Raw genomic sequence first — 24,664 nt, forward strand, 5'->3', positions numbered from 1 at the left:
GGAGGGATTCAAATGAACGAACAACAATCTACAGCTGGTTCTACTAAACAAAGCCCAATAATGAACAAGATAGGCAGTGTATTTATTCCGGTACGAAATATTAAGGAGGCTCGAAACTGGTATTGCCGCGTTCTAGGCTTTCAGGAAGCAGATTGTCAAATTATGAATGATCACCTATGCCCGCTTCCAATGCAAGGTACTGGAATCATTCTGGACACCATGCCCATGTGGGGAGGCCAAGAGCCTGAAGGAGCTCCTACCATCCAAACGCCTGCATTTATGTTTCTTACCCATGACCTGCATGGCTCTTTAGCATATATGAAGGAACTGGGTGTCGAGCTTGTAACAGAAATCGAACATGATCATTGGTTCGTGGTGAAAGACCCTGACGGAAATAAATTGATGATTTGCCGCGAGTAAATGAAAATAAAAAAGGCTGCCATGCAGCCTTTTTTATTTTCGTTTACGAAATATCTTTTTTGAAATAATAATGCCTGCTTCCTGTCGGCGCTTCTTCTATAATAGCGATTTCTTTATAACCGTTCTTAACATAAAAATCAGGTGCTTGGAAGCTGAAGGTGTTCAGCTTAATAAACGTACATTGTTTCTCTTTCCCAATATGTTCAATTTCATCTAAAAGGCGAGTGCCGTAGCCTAATCCTCGTTTCGATTCATTCAGCCACAGGATATCAACCTCAATCCAGTTCCAGCAAAGGACGCTGAGCAATCCGCCAACGATGGTGCCGTCTTCATCTTTTACGGTCAGGTTTATTTCCTCATAGCGAGACTGCAAGTGCTCAGGAACATGCTTCGCATTAAACTCAATTAGTTTTCTCCTTACATATTCGCTCTCTTCTTTACTCCCTAAAGTAATATCCATGTTCGCTGTCATAGTAGCCCCCTACGTTTAATTGTTTTATTAGACTTGAAATAAAAATTCACTTATCTCCTTCATGTATTCGTCCCAGTTATAATCAACGTTCCTGATTATTTTCGTCGGAATTGCCCACTCCTTTAAGAGTTCACAGAATAAGTCTTGTGTATAGGACCAGCCTTCGGCTGCTCTTTGGAAATCAGCATCTGAGTGCAGGCCGCATACTTTGGCAAATTCCGATCCGCGCACATCACAAATCCATCTCCAATTCCCCTCCACGTTTACTTGAAAATAATAAATAAATATGGGATTCATGGAATAAATAATTTCTATTATTCTTTTGGCTAATGCCTTGACCTTGTTTTCCTTCATCCCTTTAAAAAGAGCAACACTCACAATTCCTCATCAGAGCTTAATGAATCAATAGCAGGTGTATTAATAAATAACGGATTATGTGGGCTTGTTTCAAGAAATAGCTTATTTTTGATATGAAGAGCGGTTAAGCTATCAGATATAAAGCTTGCTGTTGTCGATTTGCCTGAGCCTGGCATTCCGTCAACGATAATAAGCCTGCTGTTCATCATGAAATTTTTCACTCCTTAAGGGGTATTTCTAATGGTCCACCTAAGATTGTCCAGCGTTTATTTGCACGGAATACTTTATCGATATATTGCCATATGACCAGCGGTGAGTTAAAATGAAGACTTTCATCCTTACTGCTCAGGAATACTTTATAAATAAAGGCTTCATATACTAAAGAAAACGCGCAGGTGACTAAAATGATTGAGATCAAAACTTCTAAGCTTAGTGATGGAGAGTTCAATAGAGGAGTATTTGCAAAACAAGATATCGCAAAAGGCGACCTTATCCATGAAGCACCTGTCATTCCTTATCTCAATGAGGAACATGTTTTTATAGAGAAAACATTTCTTGCTGACTATGTGTTTGAATATGGAGCTAACCACACCGCCCTCCTTCTAGGATATGGCATGCTGTTTAACCATTCCTACGAGCCCAATGCGGATTATGAAATAAACTTTGACAACCATACGGTTGACTTCTATGCCTATACAGATATTAAGGCTGGAGATGAAATACTAATCAACTATAATGGTGAAGTCGATTGTGATGATCCCTTATGGTTCAATGAAGAGAAAAAAGAAGACAACAAAGATGAAAACAATTAATCTTATACCTTCTACATGATTAGAACAGACTGCCATCACTTGATGACAGTCTGTTTTTTATTAATCCACAAGGGTCTGAAACCACATTTAAAAGATCTTCTTATATGTGTATATCACAGCCATCAAAGGGCAGCGCCTGCTAAATGAGCTCGACTGCGTGCGCAATTTCACTTTTTTGAAATTCAGACAATTGGCTTTCATTCCCGTTCCAGCTTTCAACCACCAGAAGTCTTGTCCATCTTCCGCTGTAGATCCCTTATGTTTTTCCACGATACAAGCTGAATGTTCTCACTATCAATTATACTTTTAATCTCAGGATCCATCAGTAGTCGATATTCCAGTTCTCTCTCACGGAAATGAGGAGTTACGGCTTTTAGCTCGTCTGTAACGATAGAGGGATGAACAGTCCATTGCGTGATTCCTGGTTTTAGATTTTTTAGAAGCTCGATTAATTGGTTCTTTAGATCCTCGTAGCCCTCTTCATCGCTAAGCTGATAAGGAAGACTAACTAAATCATCAATTAACAGTATGCCTCGACTCTTAGCAGTATCTATTCTTTTACGGAATATTTCCTTCTGATTGCTGCTGAAATAGGGCTGCTCTACAATTTTCAGAGGCAAAAGAAAAGGCAGTCGGTACTTCTCACACAAATCGAAAGCGATCTCCAGAAAATCACGACCATGGTGTAGTCCCATTATGCTGCCCCCATGGTTATCCAGATGAGTGGGATCAATGCCTAAGCGCATAGCGCTTTGAATTTGTGCATCCAACTCCGCTCTCACGTCTTCGGGATCTGCATTTTGTTCTACAAGAGAAGCGTTATGATGGAAATAACCATCTGCAGTCGTTAAGCTTTCAAGCACTTTTTGCTGATACAGCGGCTTAAATGAATATTTTTCGTTACTTGTTAGGGTAAGATGTATACCGATGCTGCTTAGATTCCTCTGTGAACCAATAAGCGCTGCTTCCTTAGCAGCGGAACATGGCATCATTATAGATGTAGAAGTAATAGCAGCTTGCTCGAACAAATGAATAACAGCTTGGTTGGTCGCCTTAGTCAATCCGAAATCATCTGCATTAATAATCAACAATCGGTCGCCTGATGAAAAACCAAATTCTTCGAACATGAAACTGACCTCCTATATATAAATACTTGTAATCTGTTTTGATAAGAACAGCGATGCATACATGTCATCATGTTTGGCCTTGTTTACCAACTAACAGCAGCTTTATATTCTTGCTTTAAAAATATAGTGAATTATCAATAGAATATGAATTAGTAGCAGAAAAGAAAATACCTATCATTTGACTGGTTGTAAATGAAAAATATGACATTAATATAATATTAAAGGAGGCGAATTATTTTGGAGCTTGAGTATCATCCATATCTTGTACCCCATGTCTTTCTATTTGCAGACCGAAGATGTTATCCGGATTGGAAGATTCAGAAGACAACAATTGACTTTCATGATCTCACTTTTGTAATTGAGGGCAAGGCCAATTATTTCATTAACGGAGAAAAATTCTCCGTAGAAGCTGGAGATCTTGTCTACGTTCCGGAGGGCAGTGTCCGAGAAGCCAATACTTTCTGGGGTTGTACTATGAAAGCGTATCCCTTCAATTTCTTATGGGCTGAACCGCATAATCATGTCCATCTTCCGTTCGGAGTCATCACGAAGAAAGTAATTACCAAGGAAATTATTGGCTACATTCGTGAATTCAACCAGGTCTGGATGAGTAAGCAACCGTTTTACATGATACAAGCTCGAGCATTGTTCGAACTCATCCTCCACCGTCTGCTCAGCAACTTTAATCGGCAATCGACGACTGGAACCGATACACGGATTAAAAAACTAACCAGCTTCATTGCTGATCATTATTCGGAAGATATTACAATTAACGATTTGGCGGAAAAGTTAAACCTTCACCCCGTCTACATAGGTAAATTATTTAAAGAGAACACCGGTTCGAGCTACAAGAAATATTTACAACGAATTCGCATCAACAACGCCGAAGCCATGCTATCCATTGGCGACTTTACGGTGAGAGAAGCCGCTGAACGTTGCGGCTTTCATGATATATCCTATTTCAGCAAAGTTTTCAAGGAAATGAAAGGATATCCTCCTTCAATTGCTAAAAAGCTTTAATATGTCTCGCCGCAATCATCTAGAATATTGCAATCCCCTCTAATCTTAATCGGTTAGAGGGGATTGCTGATCATTTATATGTTGTTGTTACTTTTGCCAAATTTCGTCTACTGCTGCCTGGAACGGCACTTTATATTTCTCGACGACGGTCGATACCGAAATGCCTTCCAGTACTTCTCCAACAAATTCGTAATACGGCATGGAAGGATACCCGTCTTTGCCCTCGATAACTTTGATGCTCTCTCCCGCCATCTTCGCATTATTGAGATCGTCCATGTTGCTGAATAACGTTTCGAACCTTGATTGCTTCGGATAGTCATAGATTGAATCGATATCGTTGATCTTCTCATAAATATAAACCAACTGCTCAGGGTTTTCGACTACGCTAGGAATCGTCAAGTAGTTTGGAATCGTATTATGGGAGTTATATTGAGTAGCGCTAGGCCCTTTAGGAAATGGCAGGAACCCAATGTCAATATCCGGCATATCCTTTTTGAAATTTTCCATTTCATAATCGTTGCTTGCAATCATTAACGTGTTGCCTTGGCGGAAAAATTGACCTGGCTCAGTCCAATCTCCGCCTTCCGTAGGTCTGGCGACGGACTCGGTTGCGAGTCGTGACAAGAAGTTCAATACTTCCAACGTTTTGGGATCCTCGAGGTTTTGCTTATCTTCCATTACTAGATTCGCTTCATTCGCAGCCATGGCTTGAATAAGAATCGAAGCGCTAGCTAGCCCCCATACATCGAGTTTGCCATCGTTATTCGTATCTTTGTTCGCTTCTTTCGCAACCTGTATGAAATTATCCCAATTCCAGTTTTCTTCCTTCACATATTCCTGCAACGACTTTAAACCCAATTGATTCATCAAAGTGCGGTTATAGAAGATGCCCGATGATGCGCCGTTAATACCTGCCCTAAATCCATAACCTCTTCCTTCGAACTGAGAGTACTCGTTCGTATATTGCTGAATGAACACTTTCTCATTTTTCGTGTATTCATCCACTGGCGTGAACAAGCCTTGTTTAACCAGTCCTGGAATCATCCATGGCCTAGCTACTCGAATAATATCGCCGATCGGCGCTCCTGCTGCCAATGAAGCCGTTAATTTCTCTTGATATTCTCCGTAATCGACAACAACGTATTCCACTTTGAAATTGTGTTTTTTCATTAAAGCATCAAGATTTTCCTTCATCTTAATGCTGTCTGGGTTGTCTCCCTTAATCGACTCATCGTACCAGGATACCCACTTGATCGTCCGGCCACCCATATCGAAATCCATTTCTGGTGTACCGCTCAATTCTTCTTCTCCAGTTGATTCGTTTTTTCCGTTTTCCGTCGCATTCGACGCAGCAGGCGTGCTTCCGTCATCATTCCCGGTTCCATTACTGTTTTTACCTCCGCCTGAACCACTGCTGCATGCCGCCATAAGTATCAAAATCAGACTACAGAACAGCAGCATTGTTTTACGCTTCCACATGAATTTTCCCCCTTAGCAATTGGTTACACCCAACACGTGTAGCGCTTTCAAAACGAAATCGATTCGCTTCAATGGTTGCTTGGTTGCTATTCGCGCGAAACTGATCATTGATGAGCCACTACATTGAATATGATATAACTACTCATGATTACGAACTATAGAGGAATTAAAAACTATTTGTAACTTTTAAAGAATACATCCTGCCCATGTGAGATCGAAAAAAAACACAATGCGATAGTGAGTCGCATTGTGTTGCTTCATGTAAATGATATATAGTATGTCCAGATGGTTCAGGCAGCGTTGTCTAATTATTTTTTGCTTGCAGCCGCCCATGCATCCAGCTGCTTCTGTTTCTCAGCGATGATCTTGTCAATTCCCGCTGCTTTCAATTGTTTATTGAATTCAGGCAGTTTGGACACCGGATCTACAGTCCCCGTCTCCAAAGCAACTTTATATTGATTCTGAACGTTCGTTACCGCTGCTATTTCGGTTTTGACGGCATCAGCATTAAAGGTGAAGCCCAGCGCTTTCGATTTTATGGCATTTCTATTAAATTCTGCCAGCTGATTCCAAAGCTCCGTATCATCCCCGTTCCATATGTGGGACAAGAACTGATTGCCGAACATCCATCCCATTTGCAGGTTATATCCAGAATTCGTTGCATCAACACCTTTCGGGTAATCGATGACGTTGTCGGACACTTTCACGTAATGTGTATCTTCAATACCATAGTCCAGCAGATTAATGAATTGTTTATCGGTGTACATTAGATTGAGCAGCATCATTGCTCTCTCGGGATCCTTCGAGTTTCTTGCAATACTCCACATAATCGAAGTAATGTTGTATGTTGCTGTAGCTGCAGGTCTGAAATGTATAGACACCATTTCCTTGCTTGTTGACCTCGATTCTTGACTTTCAATGCCTGGCTTCATATGGGATATGAACGAGAAAGCTTTGCCCGATTTAACCAAATTGTATTGTGTCTCGGTGCTTGTAGCGGCGTCCTTGGCAATATAGCCTGCTAGATTCCATCTTCTGACCGTATTCAGCATTTCTGCGTATTCCGGTGTCTCATACATATTGACGACCTGAAGATTGTTGTCATAGCCTGGAAGAACGCCCAATCCTTCACCCAAGTTATCAAAGAAACTATTAACGTAAATATCAATTATAGAAGTTAAGTACTTGACCGTTGGAATGATGCCCGGCTCATTGTCCTTAATTATTTTGAATACAGCGTCCAAATCGTCTAGCGATTTAATCGCGGTCGTGTCTATGTTATATTTATCAACCAAATCTTTCCGCATTGTGATTCCATAGTCTGCAGCCAAATCCCTGATGCTCGGAACGCCGTAAATTTTGCTGTTGATTCTTGTTGCATTTAAGAACGCCGGATCAAGGGAATCAAGTGCTTCCGTAATTCCTTGCCCTTGTTCCGCTAAATAATTGTCAAGCTCAAGAAGCTGCCCTTTAGCTACATCCTGGCTGTAGGTTCCGAGACCGCTTACGATTAGGTCGATCTGCTCATTGCCCGACATCATCAGCGTTTTTTGTTGAGACCAAGCACCAAAGCCGATCGGAACGAGCTTTACGGTCGCATTAATTTTTTCCTTCGTTAATTTATTAATTTCGTCCGAGACCAGCTTCATATCCTTTGGTTCGCCGCCAACAGGAAATACCATCACGAGCTCAACGGGCTTCAATGCTGCGCTGCCGTTGCCGCTTCCTCCGTCTGCCGCTGCTCCAGCTTTCCCTGAATTGGTGCTGTTTTTGCCCCCATTGCCGCATGCAGTAATTAACATGGTGAATGCCAACGCTAAGATGAGAAATGCTTTTGCCACTTTTTTATTTTTTATCATTTCTATGACCTCCCTGTTTATAGTAATTAAAGCGCGTACTCTTAGTAGAATAGTTGAAAATATACGACCCATCTATCAGATTTCCGACATTCCATTTTCGATTTTCCGTTGAAAATCATTATATTTGGAAAGTCTAGCAGAATATTATCAAGTCGTCTTGATTACTAGCAATTATTCTTATCCCTTAACAGCACCAATCGTCAGTCCCTTCACGAAATACTTCTGGAAGAATGGATAGGCGATCAATAACGGGATTACCCCTATAGCGGCCATCGCCATCCGCATGGATGCAAGGGGGATTTTCGCGGCAATCTCAGCGCCTCGGCCGCCTGATTGAGTTGAATTTTGTAAAAACTGAACATCCAGCAAAATGCGGTTCAACAAGTTCTGAAGACTGTAGTAATGAGAATCTGTTAAATAAATCAAACCGTTAAACCAGTCATTCCAATACATGATCGTATAGAACAAGCCTACCGTAGCCAGCACCGGCGTTGACAGCGGCAATATGATTCGATAGAAAATTTTCCATTCCTTCGCTCCGTCGATGTAGGCCGATTCGATAATAGCTGGCGGAATAGAGCTTGCGAAAAAGGTCCGCATGAGGATGATATAAAATCCATTCATCAGTAAGCCTGGTATGATCAAAGCCAGTATCGTATTTTTTAAATCAAAATAATTCGTATAAAGCAAATAGGTTGGCACAAGGCCTCCGTTAAACAGCATCGTAAAAAACACGTAAAATGCGAGCGAATTACGGAACGGCATTTCAAGCCGCGAAAGCGGATACGCTACCATAGCTGTAAGCGTCAATCCCAGTGCTGTGCCCAAGACAGTTGATATAACGGTGATGCTGTAAGCACGGAATATTTCCGAAGAGCTGTTCCACAAATAGCTGTATGCGGAGAAGCTAATTTTATTAGGAAAAAAGGCGTACCCGCTGCGGACAAGCTCCATATCTTCCGTAAGAGAGGAGGAGAACAACAGCCAGAACGGCATGACACAGAAAAAGGTGAAAACCAGCATAATAATATTAATTATCCATTGATACAGCTTACCCGTTGATTGCATAGAGTCTCTCCCTTTCTAGAACAATGCGTTGTCCTTGTTGTATTTTCTTACGACTGCATTGGATAGGATAACTAGAACAAATCCGACAAGTGCCTGGTACAAGCCGGCAGCAGAGGACATCCCAATGTCGCCAAGATTAATTAATGCGCGATACACATATGTATCGATCGTGTTCGTAACCGGCATAAGCGCGCCCGTGTTAAGCGGAACCTGGAAGAACAACCCGAAGTCGGAGTAGAATATTCTCCCTATCGCTAGCAAAGTCATAATCGTTATAACCGGAGAAACAAGCGGTAGTGTAATCTTTATAATTTGCTGCCATCTGTTAGCTCCGTCAATTGTTGCTGCTTCGTAATACTCATTATCGATGCCGATGATGGAAGCTAAATAAATGATGCACAAATTGCCTACGCCTTTCCAGACGCTCACGAGGGTCAGAATCCATGGCCAATATTTCGTTTCACTGTACCAAGAAATGGAGTCTAAACCCATCAATGGCAGCAGCGTTTTGTTCATGAACCCGTTCTCAACATCAAGGAAACCGAGCACCAGATAGCCGACAATGACCATTGAGATCAAGAAAGGAAGCAGGATCAGCGTCTGGTATATTCTCGATAAATAACGTTTGCGAATTTCATTAAGCATAATCGCAAGCGCTATAGCAATTACGGTATTCAACACAATGAAAGTAACGTTATAAAGCAGCGTATTCCTTGTAATGATATAAGCATCGGTCGTTTTAAACAAATACTCGAAATTTTTAAATCCAATCCAGTCACTGCCCATAATGCCTTTTGCGAAATTGATGTCCTTAAACGCGATGACGATGCCGAGCATCGGCAAATAGTTGTTAATTAGCAGGTACAGAAGACCGGGCAGCGCCATGAGCACCAGTGCTCTGTATTTCTTTACCTTCCTCATCTCCAATGCGAATGCTGCTTTCTTCTTCATCTTCAATGAGACCTGCTTCGAATTCAGGGTTGACGTCTCAGAGTTTGCTTGCACGGGTCCCAACCACCTTCGGCTATAAGTATTTTCTTGCTTGGTCTAATACTAGCGCAAAGCAAATACATCAACTACTAAGAATCCGACATCGAACTTTTGAGTTTCCGACATGATCGTAACAGAAAAAATGCCGTTAGAAGTATGAATTATACTTCTAACGGCACCACTTATTTCGACGGACAGCATTTGCGATAATCCTGGGGAGTCATCGATACTTCTTTTTTAAACAGCGTGGAAAAATAGGAGAAGTTAGAGAAGCCAACCGCCAGCGCAACGTTGCTGATCGTTGTGTCGGTCATGGCCAGCAGTTCCTTCGCTAAATGGATCCGTTCCTTTAGAATATGGTCAGATATCGAAAGACCCGTTTCTTTCTTGAACAATTTAACGATATAGTCTGGACTTAGGCCAATATAATCAGCGATGTACTGTCTTGAAAGCTCCTGATCAATGTGAAGCGCGATGTACCGCTTGGTTTTCTCCACAACTGACTCGCTAGAATCCAACCCTTGAATATGAACGAGCGCTTTCTCAAGCACATCCCTCACCCAAACCTGTAGATCCTTCACGCTTCGAGTAGCTGACAGAATACGCTCTGGTGATAAATGCTCCGATAAAATCTCATCTGCCCGCAGCCCTTGCTGCTGCAGCGTATGAAGAACCATCTGCAGGAAGCTTTGATAAAACTGCTGTAGGCCTTTGGCATCCAAGCTCTCGATTAGCTTCCATGAGTCAAGAAACTGCTGGGACTCCTCAATCAGTTTTTTCTTATTCCCCTGCTTAATAAGCTCTGACCATACATGCATAGAAGGCAATGGAATATGGGATTGTTTATTCAATCTCTCGTTAAGGAAAAGAACACGATCCACAATATTGACTTGGTTCTTTTGAAACGCCATCAACGCCTCGACCATATTCCGCACGTCTTGCGCATGTACCGACTTACCGATATAGCAGGAAAGGTGGCAGTACAAATATTGATTGCATACCTCGATAAAATGGTGACATCGGCTTTTGATTTCCTTGTAGAAATGATCACAGCTTTCTGATGATTGCAGATCTTGTGCGAAAACGATTAGCAGGTAATCTGAATTGATTCGGACGATCTGTGCGTTCGTGCCGCGCTGGATGACGACCTCTTCCAGTGTGTTGCGCAGCGCATACTCCATAATTTGCGCATCACGGGCGCTCAGCTGCTTCTCCCAGTGCTGCACGCTAATAACGACGGGCAGAAATTCCATTGTCTTCATGTACGGGATTTTGTGCTTATCAATAACTTCCATCATTTTATCCATATTCGAAGGAATCGCTTGGTTCAACACATCCTGCCAGAACCGCTCTGTCACCCTCGTAACTGATTCCCGCTCCACCCTAATTTTCTCAATTAGCTTCGTCATGATAAGCTTCAATTCATCAGGCGGTACCGGTTTTAACAAATACCCGAAGCTGCCGAGCTGAAGCGCTTTTTGCGCATAGAAAAAGTCTGCGTGGCACGTTAGGAAGATGCACTCCGTATGCGGGTGCTGCTCCCGTACCCATTCATATAGCTCCAATCCACTGCCCTGCGGCATCTCAATGTCGCAAATCATCATATCAATCGGATGTTTGCCATACTCTTCTTTCGCTTGCCGAAGGTTGTTGGCCACCAATACATTCACTATACCAAGCCTTTGCCAATCCACACTCGATTTAATGCCATTTGCTATAAAGGCTTCATCATCCACGATTAAAAGTGTGTACATCTTCTCTACCTCATTTCTTTCGATAAAGGCATGATCATATCAATAACGGCACCATTATCGTTAGAGAAGGCGATGCTCGCCTGATCCCCGTACAATAATCGCAGCCTGCGCCTAGCATTCCAAATCCCAATATGCTCGCCTTCTTCATTTGTCAGGTTGATCTCCTGCTGAAGCTGCTGCAGCACCTCTTCAGAGAAACCATTTCCTGAGTCGCGAATTTGAATGTGCAGCTTATCATCTGGAAATACGTCGCTGCGCCAGATTTTAATATCGATATGAGTAGGCTCGTCCGTGTTAATGGCGTACTTAATCGTGTTTTCGGCAAAGCTTTGGATGATTAACGGCGGAATGCAGCAGTCAAGCAGCTCATCCTTAACGGAAACCGTATGCGTCAAGCTGTCTGGAAATCGGAATTTTTGAATATTTAAATAACTTTCGGTATGACTTAGCTCATCTTTCAGGAGCACGCAAACCGTATTGCTGCGGAACATGAATCGAAAATAGCGAATCAAGGAGTGGGATAGCTCCTGAATCAGTTCGTACTTTTTCTCCTGGGCCAAATAATAAACAACATTCAAGCTATTGAGAAAAAAATGCGGATTAATTTGAAGCTGCAGCTGCTTAAGCTCCGCTTTCTGATTATTTAATTGTTCCTCGTAAACGTCAATTTTTAATTGCTGGATGTCGGAAACCATACTGTTGAACGTCTTGTTCATCAGTTCGAATTCATTTGAGGCTGGCTTGTCTGGAATTCTAGCTTCAAAATAGCCCTCTTTAATTTTACGCATGGCAACAACAATCCGGTTAATGGGAAGAAGTATCACTTTACGTAGAAAATAAAGAGCAATAAGCAGGATTACAAAGGAGCCTGTCGCAATGAACAGTATGATTCTTTGCAAATAAGGCAGCTTCTCCAATATATTCTGATCAGGCACGACGGCGACCAAGCCAAATTCACCCTTGCTAGACTTCTCTCCAATAACCAAATATTTTTTGTCTATGCCGGTAAGAAGATACGAATCGGACGAATAGGCCAAATCGATGTGATGTTCATTAAAAAAAGCTTCGTCCTGAAGCGGCGCATTACTGCCGTCAACGAGCAGCGATCTTCCTTCGGTACCGAGGTCGAGAAGATCAAGCGGCCCCATGACATCTTCTGCATTAACTCCTGCTCCGATATATAAGTTGCCCTCTTTAATCGTATGGAGCAAATAGGCCTGTTCATTAACATGAAAAACGGACCATTTGTCGTACCGATAGTTCCTCATGGCTTGTTCATCTTGCATGAGATTAGTAATCGCATCCTTAATAAAATCATTATCAGAATATACAGAGCTAGTCAGCTTCGGCGCAAACAGTAAATTCTGATTCAAGGGCGAGTAAACGAAGAAGTAATCCAATCCTTGATAATAAGTGGCATTATCTTTCAGCTCCGTGAACAGCCAAATTCGCTCCAAATTATAACGGTCGATATCGACCTCAGGTGGACGGTCGAGTATGTATAACCCTGTTTCCTCCGCAGCGAATTTGAGCAGGTAATTATCGATATCCCCCAGCGTCATGTCGATAAGCCCCATATAGAGATTAAGCATATTGTTGTTGGATTGCGCCACTTGATTCCGTACGACATCAATTGAATACTGGTTGCTGTAGATCAGGAAGGAAACCATCGGCAGCATAACGAGCATAAGTCCTGAGATAAGCTTAAAGCGAAGCGAATTAAATTGTGAACGATTGATCAGCTTCAAGTTCCATTTATTCCCCTTTTGCTTGAAAAATGAGTAATGAAAATTATACCACGAATAGCCGGGGACAGGTCCCCGGCTTCACTTCTACAAATTATCTACTCTTGCCGTAATGTTTGGTCCTTTCATCGACGATAACGCCGTTCCAGCTAAGGCCATATGCGAAATCATAAGCATTGCCCTCAGTATCGATATGTACCTCCATGTCATGCGGAACATCCTCGAGCTGCTCTTCGACGGTCTTCATATTAGCGGGCATCTGCATGGGCAATAATCCTGATGGCTCCGATTTGCCAACCAATATATCCAGAATTGCTTGATCTTGAACCCCGAAAGCTACCACAATTGCATCTGCTGCCGATTCAAATTCTGCTACAATGGTTGGCTTCGATAATTGAAGGGATACGATGACTGGTTTTCCCTTCATCATTTCCTTCGCTTTCAACACTGCTTCTAAGTCCGTAGCATTCGTTGAACATATCGTTTTTCCTTTATAAGAGCGGTTCAACACTTCCCGTTCGTCCCCGGCGATGCTCATCTCCCTCGCATGCTCTGCTGTATAAGGCTTATATTGCAGGCTGATCGGTACGTAGCCGTTGCCGCCGGCTTCTGCATCGGCCTTGCTGTACCCGCTGCCCGAATCGGCTCCTGTTATGAAAACGAGTGCCAAGTCCGCCACTTCAGGGTCATCTGTAACGTTGAAATATTTCCGAACGACCTCAAGATTAACAGGATAACCTTCAACCGCTTCGGTTGGGAAGCCCATCCAATTGGTTCCGGCTGGCCTGTACCGGGTCGGGATATAGACCGTCTTCCTGTTCGGTAAGGGAAGAATTTGGCCTTTATTTTTCAACATCACGACCGATTTGAGCTGTGCTTCGTAGCCCGCAGTCATATAATCGGCATTACCGACGATACGCTCCGTTACATCCACATCGCAATATGGATTTTCGAATAATCCAATTCGGAACATATTCTTCAAGAGACGAACGGCCGATTGCTCGAAACGCCGGCGCATATAAGCTTCTCCGTGCTCTTCAACTCCAATGCGATACGCATCAAGAATCGGGCCTACATCATTATTTCCGCCAAACTGGTCGACACCGGCCATAAGCGCCTTGTAATGACGCTCCGCAACCGTATAACCTTGCTCAACTCCCCACGAGCGGCCTCCTGGAAACAGGCGGCTAATATCTGGTCCAAGGTCATCTGTTATTCCCCAGTCCGTACATACAACACCGTCGTATCCGTATTTTCGCCGCAGGAGATCGCCTACAATATAAGCGTTATAGGAGTTGCCGACATTCTCGCCGTTTACCGGGTCTTGATTATAAGAAATCGTATAATACGGCATAACAGCAGATGCCTTCTCCGTTCCGCCGCTAAGCTTAAAAGCTCCATCCAGAAAAGGGACTAAATGCTCCTCAAAGTTGTTGCCCGGATATACAGCGTATTTGCCGTATGCGAAATGGGCATCTCTCCCTCCTTCACCGGAGCCGCCGCCGGGCCAGTGTTTCACCATCGCGTTCACACTGCCTGCTCCCCAGCCGTCCGCGTTCACACCCTCTTCGGTGGATGTTTGAAATCCGTCAATATAGGCTCGCGCTAAGTCTGCTGATAGCTTTGAGTCTTCTCCGAACGTGCCGTCAAAGCGTGCCCAGCGGGGATCGGTCGCAATATCGATTTGGGGAGAAAGCGCAGTTGCTAGGCCAAGCGCCCTGTATTCCTTAGCTGCAATCTCGCCGAACCTTTGCACAAGCTCAGGATCAAATGTTGCTGCGAATCCAAGTGTTTCCGGCCACATGGATATCGCGCCGCCTGCCCCTGCATTATATTCTTTACTGGAATCGGAGCCATGGCGCGGATCACTGCTGTTGTTAGCTGGAATACCGAGACCGACGCCTTCTGCTAAAGCTTGAACGTTATTGTTCCAACGAGCCGCAATCTCAGGACTTTCGACCGATGTAAGCAGTACATGCCGCAGATGGTCTTTCGTCAAAAACGCAATCTGTTCATCCGAGAGGTCATATGGCTTGGCACCGCTTTCTGAATAGGACTTACCGTTATAAGCAGCAGGAAAAAATCCGTTCGATGCGGGTACAGCTTGATGTCTGCTGTAGAGCATCAGACCAGCAATTTGCTCGATGGACATCTGCGATGCCAAATCCTTCGCACGCTCTTCAGCAGGTAAGCGCCAGTCCTCATATTTGTCCAGCTTCCCGTTTCTATTGAGATCCTTAAAGGCAAAGCCATCTTCCATGATAATGTTGATGCCGGATGAGTCAGAATAGCCGAGGGTCGGGCCACCCTTGTTTTGTATATATGTAACCGTTTCCTTTTTTGTTTTCACCCACTTATTACTCATGGTGCTGCTGCCTCCTTGAACACATTTTCCATTATTAATAAATTCCTCTCCCATGCTGAAATTCCTTTCCGATCATGGTGGAGGCCAGATTTATTCTACTATGTCCTTTACACGAATAAAGAGACTATTCAAAGTGTACGATTTCCCCAGTTTCAGCTGAAGTATATATAGCCTCTAATAGTTGAGTGACAACAAAGGCTTGCTCTGGCTTGACTAAAGGCTCGGTATCATTCAGAATGCTCTCAAGCCACTGTCTCGCCTCTTTCACACCCTCTTCCTCGGCACCTGGACCGAAATAAGCGATGCCTCCGCTAAAGGATGGTTTCGTTTCTACAAGCTGGCCATACTTGGTCGTATTGAAAACCACATCACTTTTACCTATAACAGAGCTGGCTCTCATTTCTGCTCCGCCCTCCGTACCACAAAGTGTTGTCATGGCTTCTCTGGCATCTGTTGTGTTAAGCGCCCACGCCGCTTCCAAAAATATCGTTGCCCCATTCTCCATCTTGATAAATCCGAAAGCTGAATCTTCCACATCGAATCGTTGAGGATCCCATGGCCCCATCATATTACCTTCATATTTATCCGACATTTTATGAAAAACAGAGCCCGACACCGATTTCGGCTTATAGTTGTCCATAAACCATAATGCCAAATCGAGTGCATGTGTACCTAAATCAATCAAAGGCCCGCCGCCCTGCTGCTCTTTGTCCAGGAAAACACCCCAGGTCGGCACTCCACGTCTGCGAACGGCATGTGCTTTAGAGAAATAGATATCGCCCAATTCACCTTCACGGCATGCTTTATGCAAAATTTGCGAATCATTTCTGAACCTATTTTGGTAACCAATCGTCAGTTTTTTGCCCGTCCGCTTGGCGGCATCCACCATTTTCTTAGCTTCAATGGAGTTGATAGCCATAGGTTTCTCACACATGACATGCTTCCCTGCTTCCAGCGCATCTACTGTTATATAAGAATGCTGAAGGTTAGGGGTCAATACATGGACAACATCGATGGAATCGTCTTCTAATAACTGCTTATAATCCACGTATACTTTAGCGTTTGCACTTCCAAAATCTTTAGCCGCTTTCTTGGCACTTTCTTCAATAACATCACAGAAGGCAACCATCTCGCCCAGGTGTGCAAGCTTCGCTAACGATGGCATATGCTTCTGATTGGCAATTCCGCCACAGCCGATTATTCCGATCCTCAGTTTTCCATTGATCATATTGAAATCTCCTCCTTATGGTCTACACATATTTTTTAAGTAAGGTTAAGTCATTGCTGATGCTGCTAAACTTGTCTTCCGACTCGCCCTCATTCTCAACAAGCGCATAACGGACATGCCCCATCGACCTAATCTGCTCATACACCGTTTTGAAATCAAACATGCCTGTGCCGAGATCGACAAAATCACCAGGGCCTATATATTTTCTATAAACTTCAAACGGATCGAGGTCCTCATCTCCGTTCTGCCGCACAGCCTCCATTATATTAATCTGACTTGCAGTAAGGCTTCTGCTTAAATCTTTCTGATGAATCATGTCACAGCGATCACCCAGCTTCTCAAGGACCGCAATGGGATCTACTCCTGCTCGCATCACCCATGCCAGATCCAACTCGAATTTCACATAGGATGAATCAGTATGATTCAATAGCAGATCGAATAGCGTTTCATCGCCGATTGTTTTAAACTCATGGGCGTGATTGTGCAGATAAAACTGAAAGCCGCCCTCTTTCATCTTCTTGCCAATGCTGTTCATCTGTTCGGCAGCTCTCAGCGTGTCCTCGCGGTCTTTAATCCACACGGACGGCAGTACAATGCCTTCGCAATCTAGACCTGCATAATACTTCATTACAGAATCCCAATCATGCGAAATCAGTTCTTGGCCAGGTGCTGGACTCTCGTGAACAGATACCGCCTTAAGACCAAGCTCTCGGAATTTATCTCTAACCGATTCCATAGGAATTTCATCGATGTACCGTGTAAATTTTTTCATATTGAATCCAATAAGCTCAATATTTACGTACCCTGCAGCGGCTACCTTCTCCAATGTGCCAAAGTAATCATCACCTAATTCCCTGTATACAGAAAAAATATTAATACCAGCTGCCATTGTCATTTCACGACACTCTCCCATCTCAATTGGTTTTCTTGTTTCTTATGATAGAGTACCTTCGTCCTTCTATCTTTCACTGATCCGTCATTCTCCTATTGAATTTCCGCACTATTGTCGTCTAAATCATATTTTCTCTGCTATTCAAGTGGGTGGACAACAACGGCATGGCTGGATCAGGTGTGATAGGAAGGAGCGCTGTTCATTCGCATGAATGTTTCGTCAATCTAGCGAAAGGGTAAGTATGATTAAGTTTATATAAAGGAGATGTTGATTATGAGCAACCACAGCGGAACTAGTGATAAAATTAAAGGTGGTATTTCCAAAGCAAAGGGTGAAATTAAAGATCAAATCGGGAATGCGACAGATAATCCCCGTCTCCAAGCAGAAGGAAAGAAAGATAAACTAAAAGGCGAGGTCCAAGATAAGATCGGCGACTTGAAAAATAAATTCTAATATAGCAAACACCCTCAAAGCTTTAAGCTTTGAGGGTGTTTGTTTTTATCGTGCTGCTTTCCTGCGAATCATTGCTCTATAAACGAATTTCGGCAGTGCAGACTGCCTGCGCCAGCGTGATTCATGGCCTTTGGCAACAGGCACAGTCAATAATCGATACAACCATTCCATATAAAGCTTTTGCAGGATTATAGGTGCGCGTTTCACTTTTCCAGCGATAACGTCGAGGCTGCCGCCTACTCCAAATACGACTTTAATATGTGCCAATTCTTTTTTATGCTTATAAATCCACTTGTCTAAGTAAGGAGAACCCATTGCGATAAATAGCATATCAGGTTTCGTCTCCTTTAGCTCAGCTATTAGGGATACTCCCTCTGTCTCTGAGAAAAAACCATGGTGTCTTCCCGCTATTCTGACGTTGGGGTAAGTATGATGACATCCACCGCTTTGCCATTCGTTTCTTCATCCGTCCCGAGAAAGTACATGCTTGAACCTCGTTTATTTCCCTCCTCCAGCAGCTGCAGCAGGGGATTCCTGCAGCGTCATTTTGGAAAATGGAATGCCTAATATATGGGCTATGCCTTTCATCTATGCTCACCCTCCGCAAGATATTTTTACGAACAGTTTCAATTAATTGTTTTAGGGTAATAACCAAATAAGATGATTATGTATTTATCTCTTTGAAGCAATTAGGAATAAATAAGTGATTTCATGGCACACTAATTTGGAAAATTATGAGCAGCACAGGAGGTTATCTAAATGGGTGATAAAACGGATCAGCGGGTGAAAGATAAGGTCGCAGTCATTACGGGTGCCGGGTCCGGCATTGGGCGGGCAACCGCATTGCGATTGGCACAGCAAGGGGCCAAAATATGCCTTCTTGACCTGAATGACAATCGTACTGAATCAGTTGAAGAACAAATCAAACAATTAGGCGGCGAATCCCTCTTTGTAGATACGGATGTTGCTAATCCTGAACGGGTACAGAAAGCGATCGACACTGCAGCCAAGCATTACGGACGAATCGATATCGTATTCGCGAATGCCGGTATTAATGGCACTCTCTCGCCGATTGAGGATCTAACGCCTGAATCATGGGATGAAACGTTGACAACCAATTTAAAAGGAACCTTTCTCACAGTCAAATATGCCATCCCCCATATGAAGGAGAAGGGCGGAAGCATAATTATAACAAGCTCTATTAACGGAAATCGATCATTCTCAGGCTTCGGCATGTCTGCTTACAGCTCTTCCAAATCCGGTCAGGTTGCCTTTGCCAAGATGGCTGCTTTGGAGCTGGCGCGGTACAAAATCCGAGTGAATGTCATCTGTCCCGGAGCCATCCAAACAAACATTGGCGAAAATACGCATAAAACGCCGGAAGTTGAGGAAATTACAATCCCTGTTAAATATCCAGAGGGCAGCCAGCCGCTTGAGCATGGGCCGGGTCAGCCCGAGCAGGTAGCGGATTTAGTACTATTCCTGGCTTCACAGGAATCCAGCCACATCTCAGGCACCGAGATCTATATTGATGGAGCGGAAACCTTACTTTAGAAAAGAAAGAAAAAAGAGCAGAAATGCTCTTTTTTCTTTCTTCTATTATTCTTTTATTGTTACAATAATCAAATTAATAAATATATTTCCGTTACTCTGGCATATCGTGTCATAGCAAACGAGGGCCCTGCGAATAATTTCGCAGGGCCCTCTATGTGGGAAGCTATTTGTCCATTAACATCTACATTTTCACAAACTTGCTAGGGTGACTTATCAGATAGGAATCGAAGAAATCTCAATCTTATCTTCCTTTTTAGAGAGTTCATGGTTTTTCAACAACCTTTCGGAATGACATAAAATCATGTTATCCTTGCGCTGTTTCATGATTACCACTTCCCACTTACTCTTATATAACCTTTTACCATTGTAGTGAATCACTTTTGCGAAAAGTATTTTTCAACTGTCAAACCTATCTTTTCTTCTATACACACAAGTAATTAAATAACCAAGCCCAAGGAAACAAAGAGGGATTACCGGGTAAAAGTATCTTGGTGACGGCGCAAAAGGAAGATACAGCATCACACTCACGAAAGCGAGCAGCGCGAGCATCATGTACATCCCATTCTTCCTTTCGTGAATAACCATCTTCAGCAATCCGATCCATCCAATAAAGATGCCTATTATATGTAAGGCTGTAATGATCGATCTCACCCATAGATTGGATGTAATGAATTGTAGGCTAGGAAAAATATCACGGATAAAAAACATCATTTTTCCCCAAGTGTACCAACTGAAATAAACAAAAAAATGATCGCGGAAGCCCTCGATGATACGATGATATGCCATTTTGCCCATTTCGGCTGGGTCTTGGCTAATATCGATTTCCGGGTGGGCATTAAACGGGAACGAGCCCCATAATAGCGGGTTTCCTGACTGCTCCGCTAATAGCAAAACCTTATTAAGTGTAATGAAATTACGTATCCACCATGGAAGCATGACTAGTACAAATCCAATAACAACGGCAGAAATCGTTCTCCAAACTCGTAGTTGACCATTCTTTCTGCCATACAGGAACACACCTCCTATAAGCACCGCGATAAAGGGAACGATCGCCGGTCGAATGAGAATACAAATACCAAATACAATGCCCAAAGACAAAAAATAACGCACAGCTGCGCCCTGTATAACCCGTATCAGCAAGTATATAAATAGAAGGAAAAAGAAGCCATACAAGGTTTCGGTTAAAAGGTAGAGAGGCGATAGGATGAATGCTGGATGCAGTAAGATGCATGCCATCATAAATAAGCTTATTTTCGGGTGATTAAATAATCTGCTGGCAATGAAAAAAAATAGGACAGCGCTCAGCATTTGAATAAGGATTTGCAGCGCTTGTATTTCTACGACCGGCGGCTTATCGTCACTGTAGCCAAAAACGACATAACAAGCTGCCAGGAACAATGGATAACCAGGCGTTGTGAATGCATTAGGCTCTATCGAATACGCATAAGGCGTGTATCCGTATACACCTTCATGGAGCAATTGAAGCACCATTTTGTTATAACCGACTTCATCCCCAGTCAGCTTCTTATTCCAATCTGTATAATAGCAGCGCAGAAGTAGACCAACTGCAAGCAAGATTATAAATATTATCTTTTGAGATTTCTTAGATGCTAAGAAGTGGAAAAACCTCCATTCCGTTACTCCGATATTTCCTTTACTTCAATGGCTGCTTCACTCAAAATATAGACGAATACAGAAATAAAAGGTTGCATATGATTCCTTCTAACTATTAAAGCAAATGAATGATCTTGAAATCTACTCTATGAATGTGTCACAATCAATAAGAGAAAGCTGAATCAAATATAAATTTGCTCAACCCCAAACTAAGGAGGGCATTACTTTGCGAACAATGAAGCTTGGAAACAGTACACTAGAGGTGCCAGTTGTTGCAGTCGGCTGCATGCGTATTGATTCACTCAACAAAACCGAGGCGGAGAACTTTGTCCAAACAGCACTGGAGGAAGGAGCGAATTTCTTCGACCATGCGGATATTTATGGCGGCGGTAAATGTGAGGAAATATTTTCTGATGCCATCCATATGAGCGATGATATTCGTGAGAAAATCATCCTTCAATCCAAATGCGGCATTCGGAAGGGTACATTCGACTTTTCCAAAGAACATATTTTGGATTCCGTTGACAACATTCTAAAGCGTCTGAAAACCGATTATTTGGACATTCTGCTCCTGCACCGTCCTGATGCCTTGGTAGAACCAGAAGAAGTGGCTGAAGCCTTTGATATTCTTGAAAATTCAGGTAAAGTACGTCATTTCGGCGTTTCCAATCAGAATCCGATGCAAATACAGTTACTTAAGAAGTCAGTGAAGCAGCCGCTTGTAGCTAATCAACTGCAATTGAGCATCACCAACGCCAATATGATCTCCAATGGCATTAATGTGAATATGGAGAAGGATTCTTCTATCAATCGGGATGGAAGCATACTTGATTATTGCCGACTGAACGATATCACTATCCAGCCTTGGTCGCCATTCCAATACGGATTTTTTGAAGGCGTTTTTCTCGGAAACGACAAATTCCCTGAACTGAATCAAAAAATTGATGAGGTTGCTAAGAAATATGAAGTGAGTAACACAACGATTGCCATCGCGTGGCTTTTGCGCCATCCTGCACAGATGCAGCCGGTTATCGGTACAATGAATATCGATCGATTAAAGGATTGCATTAAAGCAAGCGATGTTCGTCTAACACGTGAAGAATGGTATAGCATCTATCGTGCAGCAGGCAACGTGCTTCCATAAGTCACTGATTCATACGAAAGGGCTCTTCTCGCGATTGCGGTGAAGAGCCCTTTCGTATTTTCATTCCTGCTAACCGTCAAAAGTACCCGTCTCATGCGTGTAGCTATAAACTTCACTAAGTAAAGCGATAAGCGTTCTGCTTTGCTCTTCTCCGAGCCTTTCGATGAGACCACTGAAGTATAACATATATCTTTCATAGGATTTCTGGGCAACGCCTTCCCCTTTGTCAGTCAAACGAATTAATGTAATCCGCTTGTCCCGTGGGTCATTGTAACGTTCAACGAATCCATCCGTCATTAAATTTTTGATCATTTGCGTAATGGAGGGTGAGGTTATGGAAAGTTTTCTACTTAGATCAGTAATATTGACGCCACGATCACTCTCGCTAATTAATATTTTCAAACAAATTAGAACTCGAACTTCACTTGATTTAATGCCCGATACTGACTGCTTCCGCCACTCAGCTCTGGCGAAGCGTTGAAAGGTTTCCATCATTTCATTTACTAAAGCATCCATAATAATTTTCACCTCAATCCTGTAATTTATTCAAACCTGAATGAAGACCAAAAAATAATAATGAAGACGTGCCGGAATATGATCCGACACGCCTAAAGTACAATTAGTTTACAGTTGCTTTTTTAAGCTTATCGGCATTTTGCTCATCTGCCTGGTTAGGCTGCTTTTCATTGGAAGAGCGTAAAGGAATCTCTTTCAAGAAAATAGTGAGAATCAATCCAACACCAATTAAGACGGCTCCGATAATGAAGACGGTTGATAACGTATCACCTAATACAGAACGCAGCATTTCAATCATATGTGTAAACAAAGGCTGAGCTTCTTCCGGCAGCTTCGTATGAAGCTGTTCTAGCAAAGGCTGATTCATCAAAGTCCTAGGATCCATCAGCGCAGTCAATTGTGTAGCTATTTCCGGATCGGTCTGTGATAAGTCTACGCCTGAGCTGGAGGCCATCGCTTTATCCAAATTGCGAACCAATACGGAGTTCATAATGGAACCAAAAATCGCGATTCCAATTGTTCCTCCCAAGTTCCGGAACAACGTCGACGTTGCCGTAGCCACACCGAGCTGAGTCGGTGGCAAAGCATTTTGTACGGTCAAGGTGAACACGGACATACTAAGCCCAAGCCCGACCCCAAATACGGTCATGCTTGCAACAGCCATTGCCACGCTGTGCATGTTGGCCAGCATGATCATGCTGACGATCATTACGGCTACACCAATAATTGCGAAACGCTTGTATTTCCCTGATTTGGAAATCCAGCGTCCAACCAATGTACTAAGAATGATCATCGTAATCGACATCGGGATATTTACAAACCCGGATTGCGTAGGAGTCAAGCCTTCCACGCCCTGTACGAAGAAAGGCATATAAATCATAGCACCCATCATCCCAGCGTTCATCAGGAAGCCTACTGCGAAGGATATAGTCACAATACTGTTTTTAAATAAAGATAACGGCAGTACAGGACTCTTCGCTTTTCTTTCGATAAAAATCAATAGGATAACGCCGACAACGGCAGCTGCAAAGAGACTTATGATCTCGATTGAATCCCAAGCGTATTTATTGCCCGCCCAAGAGAAGCCTAACAGAAGTGCGACGATGGAAGCCGAGAGCACAAGAGAACCCCAGTAATCGATCGACTCCGACTTAGCACGTTCCGTCTTAGGAAACATACGCCAAATCATTACGAAAGCAACAATACCAAGCGGGAGGAAAGCCCAGAATAGCCATTTCCAATCCATGTGATCAATCATAACTCCGCCAAGCGTTGGACCAAGTATGCTGGAGAATCCGAAGATGGCCATCATAACTCCTGTCCACTTAGCTCTTTCACGCGGAGCAAACAAATCGCCTACGGCAGTAACTGTCGTAGACATCAGAATACCGGCGCCAACGCCTTGAATAGCACGAAATATAATCATTTGGGTAATGTCCGTTGATAATCCGGTTAAAAAGGATCCCAACATAAAAACAACAATTCCGCCAAGCAAAAAGGGCTTCCGACCATATATATCGGATAATTTCCCGACCAACACGGTAGAAATCGTAGAACAAAGCATAAATATCGTAATTACCCAAGAATAATATTGCATGCCCCCCAACATGGCAATAATACGCGGCATTGCCGTACTGACAAGCGTCTGGTTAATCGCTGCAAAGAACATAGCAGCCATAAGAGCGATCATTACAGTTACCTTTTGTTTCTGTGTTAAATGATTCATCGCGCCACCTACCTTCAAATTAAGAATGATAAAATCTTCGTAAATGTATTAAAGCACACTTATACATAG

General features: G+C 43.0%; 22 protein-coding genes and 1 pseudogene. 6 read left to right on the plus strand and 17 right to left on the minus strand.

Features of this window, described 5'->3' with window-relative positions:
• The first annotated feature begins 12 nt into the window (after positions 1–12).
• The gene (locus tag CEF13_RS24650; RefSeq protein WP_102714884.1) at positions 13–420 is read left to right on the plus strand and encodes a VOC family protein; all 408 of its coding nucleotides are present in this window, start codon (positions 13–15) and stop codon (positions 418–420) included.
• 43 nt (positions 421–463) lie between these two features.
• Here CEF13_RS24650 and CEF13_RS24655 read toward each other — a convergent pair whose 3' ends face one another.
• From CEF13_RS24655 to CEF13_RS24665, 3 genes are read right to left on the minus strand one after another with little or no spacing between them, the layout of a single operon-like run.
• Positions 464–892 carry a GNAT family N-acetyltransferase gene (locus tag CEF13_RS24655; protein ID WP_102714886.1) on the minus strand — a complete coding sequence of 143 codons (429 nt, stop codon included), beginning with the start codon at positions 890–892 and terminating at the stop codon, positions 464–466.
• A 27-nt stretch (positions 893–919) separates the two neighbouring features.
• The gene (locus tag CEF13_RS24660; RefSeq protein ID WP_102714888.1) at positions 920–1,270 is read right to left on the minus strand and encodes a hypothetical protein; all 351 of its coding nucleotides are present in this window, start codon (positions 1,268–1,270) and stop codon (positions 920–922) included.
• Positions 1,267–1,458, minus strand: coding sequence for a hypothetical protein (locus CEF13_RS24665; RefSeq protein WP_102714890.1), 192 nt, complete (start codon positions 1,456–1,458; stop codon positions 1,267–1,269). Before CEF13_RS24665 ends, CEF13_RS24660 begins: the two co-directional genes overlap by 4 nt.
• Positions 1,459–1,653: 195 nt before the next feature.
• Here CEF13_RS24665 and CEF13_RS24670 point away from each other — a divergent pair, with 195 nt between their 5' ends.
• A complete protein-coding gene (locus CEF13_RS24670; RefSeq protein WP_102714892.1) occupies positions 1,654–2,061 on the plus strand; it encodes an SET domain-containing protein in 408 nt (135 codons plus the stop codon).
• A gap of 215 nt (positions 2,062–2,276) precedes the next feature.
• Here CEF13_RS24670 and CEF13_RS24675 read toward each other — a convergent pair whose 3' ends face one another.
• Positions 2,277–3,188, minus strand: a complete 912-nt coding sequence (locus CEF13_RS24675) for a polysaccharide deacetylase family protein (RefSeq protein ID WP_102714894.1) — start codon at positions 3,186–3,188, stop codon at positions 2,277–2,279.
• A 237-nt stretch (positions 3,189–3,425) separates the two neighbouring features.
• On the opposite strand from CEF13_RS24675, the gene CEF13_RS24680 reads away from it, so the two are divergent.
• Positions 3,426–4,208: a helix-turn-helix transcriptional regulator gene (locus CEF13_RS24680; protein ID WP_102714896.1), complete on the plus strand. Its 783-nt coding sequence runs from the start codon at positions 3,426–3,428 to the stop codon at positions 4,206–4,208.
• 87 nt (positions 4,209–4,295) lie between these two features.
• Here CEF13_RS24680 and CEF13_RS24685 read toward each other — a convergent pair whose 3' ends face one another.
• The 9 genes from CEF13_RS24685 to CEF13_RS24725 form a co-directional block, all read right to left on the minus strand.
• Positions 4,296–5,687 (minus strand): ABC transporter substrate-binding protein, encoded by a 1,392-nt coding sequence (locus CEF13_RS24685; protein ID WP_102714897.1) that lies wholly within the window; start codon positions 5,685–5,687, stop codon positions 4,296–4,298.
• A gap of 308 nt (positions 5,688–5,995) precedes the next feature.
• Positions 5,996–7,546, minus strand: a complete 1,551-nt coding sequence (locus CEF13_RS24690; protein ID WP_102714899.1) for an ABC transporter substrate-binding protein — start codon at positions 7,544–7,546, stop codon at positions 5,996–5,998.
• A 177-nt stretch (positions 7,547–7,723) separates the two neighbouring features.
• On the minus strand, positions 7,724–8,614 hold the full coding sequence (locus CEF13_RS24695; protein ID WP_102714901.1) for a carbohydrate ABC transporter permease: 891 nt from the start codon (positions 8,612–8,614) through the stop codon (positions 7,724–7,726).
• A 15-nt stretch (positions 8,615–8,629) separates the two neighbouring features.
• Complete coding sequence (locus CEF13_RS24700) at positions 8,630–9,565, minus strand: ABC transporter permease (protein ID WP_102716546.1); 936 nt, start codon at positions 9,563–9,565, stop codon at positions 8,630–8,632.
• Positions 9,566–9,786: 221 nt separating this feature from the next.
• A complete protein-coding gene (locus CEF13_RS24705) occupies positions 9,787–11,358 on the minus strand; it encodes a response regulator (protein WP_102714903.1) in 1,572 nt (523 codons plus the stop codon).
• 5 nt (positions 11,359–11,363) lie between these two features.
• A complete protein-coding gene (locus CEF13_RS24710; protein WP_243864761.1) occupies positions 11,364–13,106 on the minus strand; it encodes a sensor histidine kinase in 1,743 nt (580 codons plus the stop codon).
• A 91-nt stretch (positions 13,107–13,197) separates the two neighbouring features.
• Positions 13,198–15,468: a glycoside hydrolase family 3 protein gene (locus CEF13_RS24715; RefSeq protein ID WP_102714904.1), complete on the minus strand. Its 2,271-nt coding sequence runs from the start codon at positions 15,466–15,468 to the stop codon at positions 13,198–13,200.
• A 124-nt stretch (positions 15,469–15,592) separates the two neighbouring features.
• The gene (locus tag CEF13_RS24720) at positions 15,593–16,696 is read right to left on the minus strand and encodes a Gfo/Idh/MocA family protein (RefSeq protein WP_102714906.1); all 1,104 of its coding nucleotides are present in this window, start codon (positions 16,694–16,696) and stop codon (positions 15,593–15,595) included.
• A 22-nt stretch (positions 16,697–16,718) separates the two neighbouring features.
• Positions 16,719–17,591: a sugar phosphate isomerase/epimerase family protein gene (locus tag CEF13_RS24725; RefSeq protein ID WP_166742913.1), complete on the minus strand. Its 873-nt coding sequence runs from the start codon at positions 17,589–17,591 to the stop codon at positions 16,719–16,721.
• A gap of 270 nt (positions 17,592–17,861) precedes the next feature.
• Here CEF13_RS24725 and CEF13_RS24730 point away from each other — a divergent pair, with 270 nt between their 5' ends.
• On the plus strand, positions 17,862–18,041 hold the full coding sequence (locus CEF13_RS24730; RefSeq protein ID WP_102714910.1) for a CsbD family protein: 180 nt from the start codon (positions 17,862–17,864) through the stop codon (positions 18,039–18,041).
• 45 nt (positions 18,042–18,086) lie between these two features.
• Here the strand turns inward: CEF13_RS24730 and CEF13_RS24735 are convergent.
• Positions 18,087–18,464 (minus strand): annotated as a pseudogene (locus CEF13_RS24735) (WecB/TagA/CpsF family glycosyltransferase); the annotation flags it as partial.
• 336 nt (positions 18,465–18,800) lie between these two features.
• Between CEF13_RS24735 and CEF13_RS24740 the strand changes: the two are divergent.
• Positions 18,801–19,595, plus strand: coding sequence for an SDR family oxidoreductase (locus CEF13_RS24740; protein WP_102714914.1), 795 nt, complete (start codon positions 18,801–18,803; stop codon positions 19,593–19,595).
• Positions 19,596–19,991: 396 nt separating this feature from the next.
• On the opposite strand, the gene CEF13_RS24745 is transcribed toward CEF13_RS24740, so the two are convergent.
• Positions 19,992–21,170 carry a glycosyltransferase family 39 protein gene (locus CEF13_RS24745; protein WP_102714916.1) on the minus strand — a complete coding sequence of 393 codons (1,179 nt, stop codon included), beginning with the start codon at positions 21,168–21,170 and terminating at the stop codon, positions 19,992–19,994.
• A 265-nt stretch (positions 21,171–21,435) separates the two neighbouring features.
• Here CEF13_RS24745 and CEF13_RS24750 point away from each other — a divergent pair, with 265 nt between their 5' ends.
• Positions 21,436–22,353: an aldo/keto reductase gene (locus CEF13_RS24750; RefSeq protein ID WP_102714918.1), complete on the plus strand. Its 918-nt coding sequence runs from the start codon at positions 21,436–21,438 to the stop codon at positions 22,351–22,353.
• 69 nt (positions 22,354–22,422) lie between these two features.
• Here CEF13_RS24750 and CEF13_RS24755 read toward each other — a convergent pair whose 3' ends face one another.
• Together CEF13_RS24755 and CEF13_RS24760 are read right to left on the minus strand one after the other, a co-directional pair.
• Positions 22,423–22,869: a MarR family winged helix-turn-helix transcriptional regulator gene (locus CEF13_RS24755; RefSeq protein ID WP_102714920.1), complete on the minus strand. Its 447-nt coding sequence runs from the start codon at positions 22,867–22,869 to the stop codon at positions 22,423–22,425.
• A gap of 103 nt (positions 22,870–22,972) precedes the next feature.
• Positions 22,973–24,595 (minus strand): MDR family MFS transporter, encoded by a 1,623-nt coding sequence (locus tag CEF13_RS24760; RefSeq protein WP_102714922.1) that lies wholly within the window; start codon positions 24,593–24,595, stop codon positions 22,973–22,975.
• Positions 24,596–24,664 lie beyond the last annotated feature (69 nt).

The sequence above is a fragment of the Paenibacillus castaneae genome (assembly GCF_002884445.1).
Lineage (GTDB): Bacteria > Bacillota > Bacilli > Paenibacillales > Paenibacillaceae > Pristimantibacillus > Pristimantibacillus castaneae.

Excerpts from the sequence above, each read along its gene's own strand:
- CEF13_RS24650 (WP_102714884.1), top strand. The coding sequence starts at position 13 with ATGAACGAACAACAATCTACAGCTGGTTCTACTAAACAAAGCCCAATA.
- CEF13_RS24655 (WP_102714886.1), bottom strand. The coding sequence starts at position 892 with ATGACAGCGAACATGGATATTACTTTAGGGAGTAAAGAAGAGAGCGAA.
- CEF13_RS24665 (WP_102714890.1), bottom strand. The coding sequence starts at position 1,458 with ATGATGAACAGCAGGCTTATTATCGTTGACGGAATGCCAGGCTCAGGC.
- CEF13_RS24670 (WP_102714892.1), top strand. The coding sequence starts at position 1,654 with ATGATTGAGATCAAAACTTCTAAGCTTAGTGATGGAGAGTTCAATAGA.
- CEF13_RS24675 (WP_102714894.1), bottom strand. The coding sequence starts at position 3,188 with ATGTTCGAAGAATTTGGTTTTTCATCAGGCGACCGATTGTTGATTATT.
- CEF13_RS24685 (WP_102714897.1), bottom strand. The coding sequence starts at position 5,687 with ATGTGGAAGCGTAAAACAATGCTGCTGTTCTGTAGTCTGATTTTGATA.
- CEF13_RS24690 (WP_102714899.1), bottom strand. The coding sequence starts at position 7,546 with ATGATAAAAAATAAAAAAGTGGCAAAAGCATTTCTCATCTTAGCGTTG.
- CEF13_RS24695 (WP_102714901.1), bottom strand. The coding sequence starts at position 8,614 with ATGCAATCAACGGGTAAGCTGTATCAATGGATAATTAATATTATTATG.
- CEF13_RS24700 (WP_102716546.1), bottom strand. The coding sequence starts at position 9,565 with ATGAAGAAGAAAGCAGCATTCGCATTGGAGATGAGGAAGGTAAAGAAA.
- CEF13_RS24705 (WP_102714903.1), bottom strand. The coding sequence starts at position 11,358 with ATGTACACACTTTTAATCGTGGATGATGAAGCCTTTATAGCAAATGGC.
- CEF13_RS24715 (WP_102714904.1), bottom strand. The coding sequence starts at position 15,468 with ATGAGTAATAAGTGGGTGAAAACAAAAAAGGAAACGGTTACATATATA.
- CEF13_RS24720 (WP_102714906.1), bottom strand. The coding sequence starts at position 16,696 with ATGATCAATGGAAAACTGAGGATCGGAATAATCGGCTGTGGCGGAATT.
- CEF13_RS24725 (WP_166742913.1), bottom strand. The coding sequence starts at position 17,591 with ATGACAATGGCAGCTGGTATTAATATTTTTTCTGTATACAGGGAATTA.
- CEF13_RS24730 (WP_102714910.1), top strand. The coding sequence starts at position 17,862 with ATGAGCAACCACAGCGGAACTAGTGATAAAATTAAAGGTGGTATTTCC.
- CEF13_RS24740 (WP_102714914.1), top strand. The coding sequence starts at position 18,801 with ATGGGTGATAAAACGGATCAGCGGGTGAAAGATAAGGTCGCAGTCATT.
- CEF13_RS24755 (WP_102714920.1), bottom strand. The coding sequence starts at position 22,869 with ATGGATGCTTTAGTAAATGAAATGATGGAAACCTTTCAACGCTTCGCC.
- CEF13_RS24760 (WP_102714922.1), bottom strand. The coding sequence starts at position 24,595 with ATGAATCATTTAACACAGAAACAAAAGGTAACTGTAATGATCGCTCTT.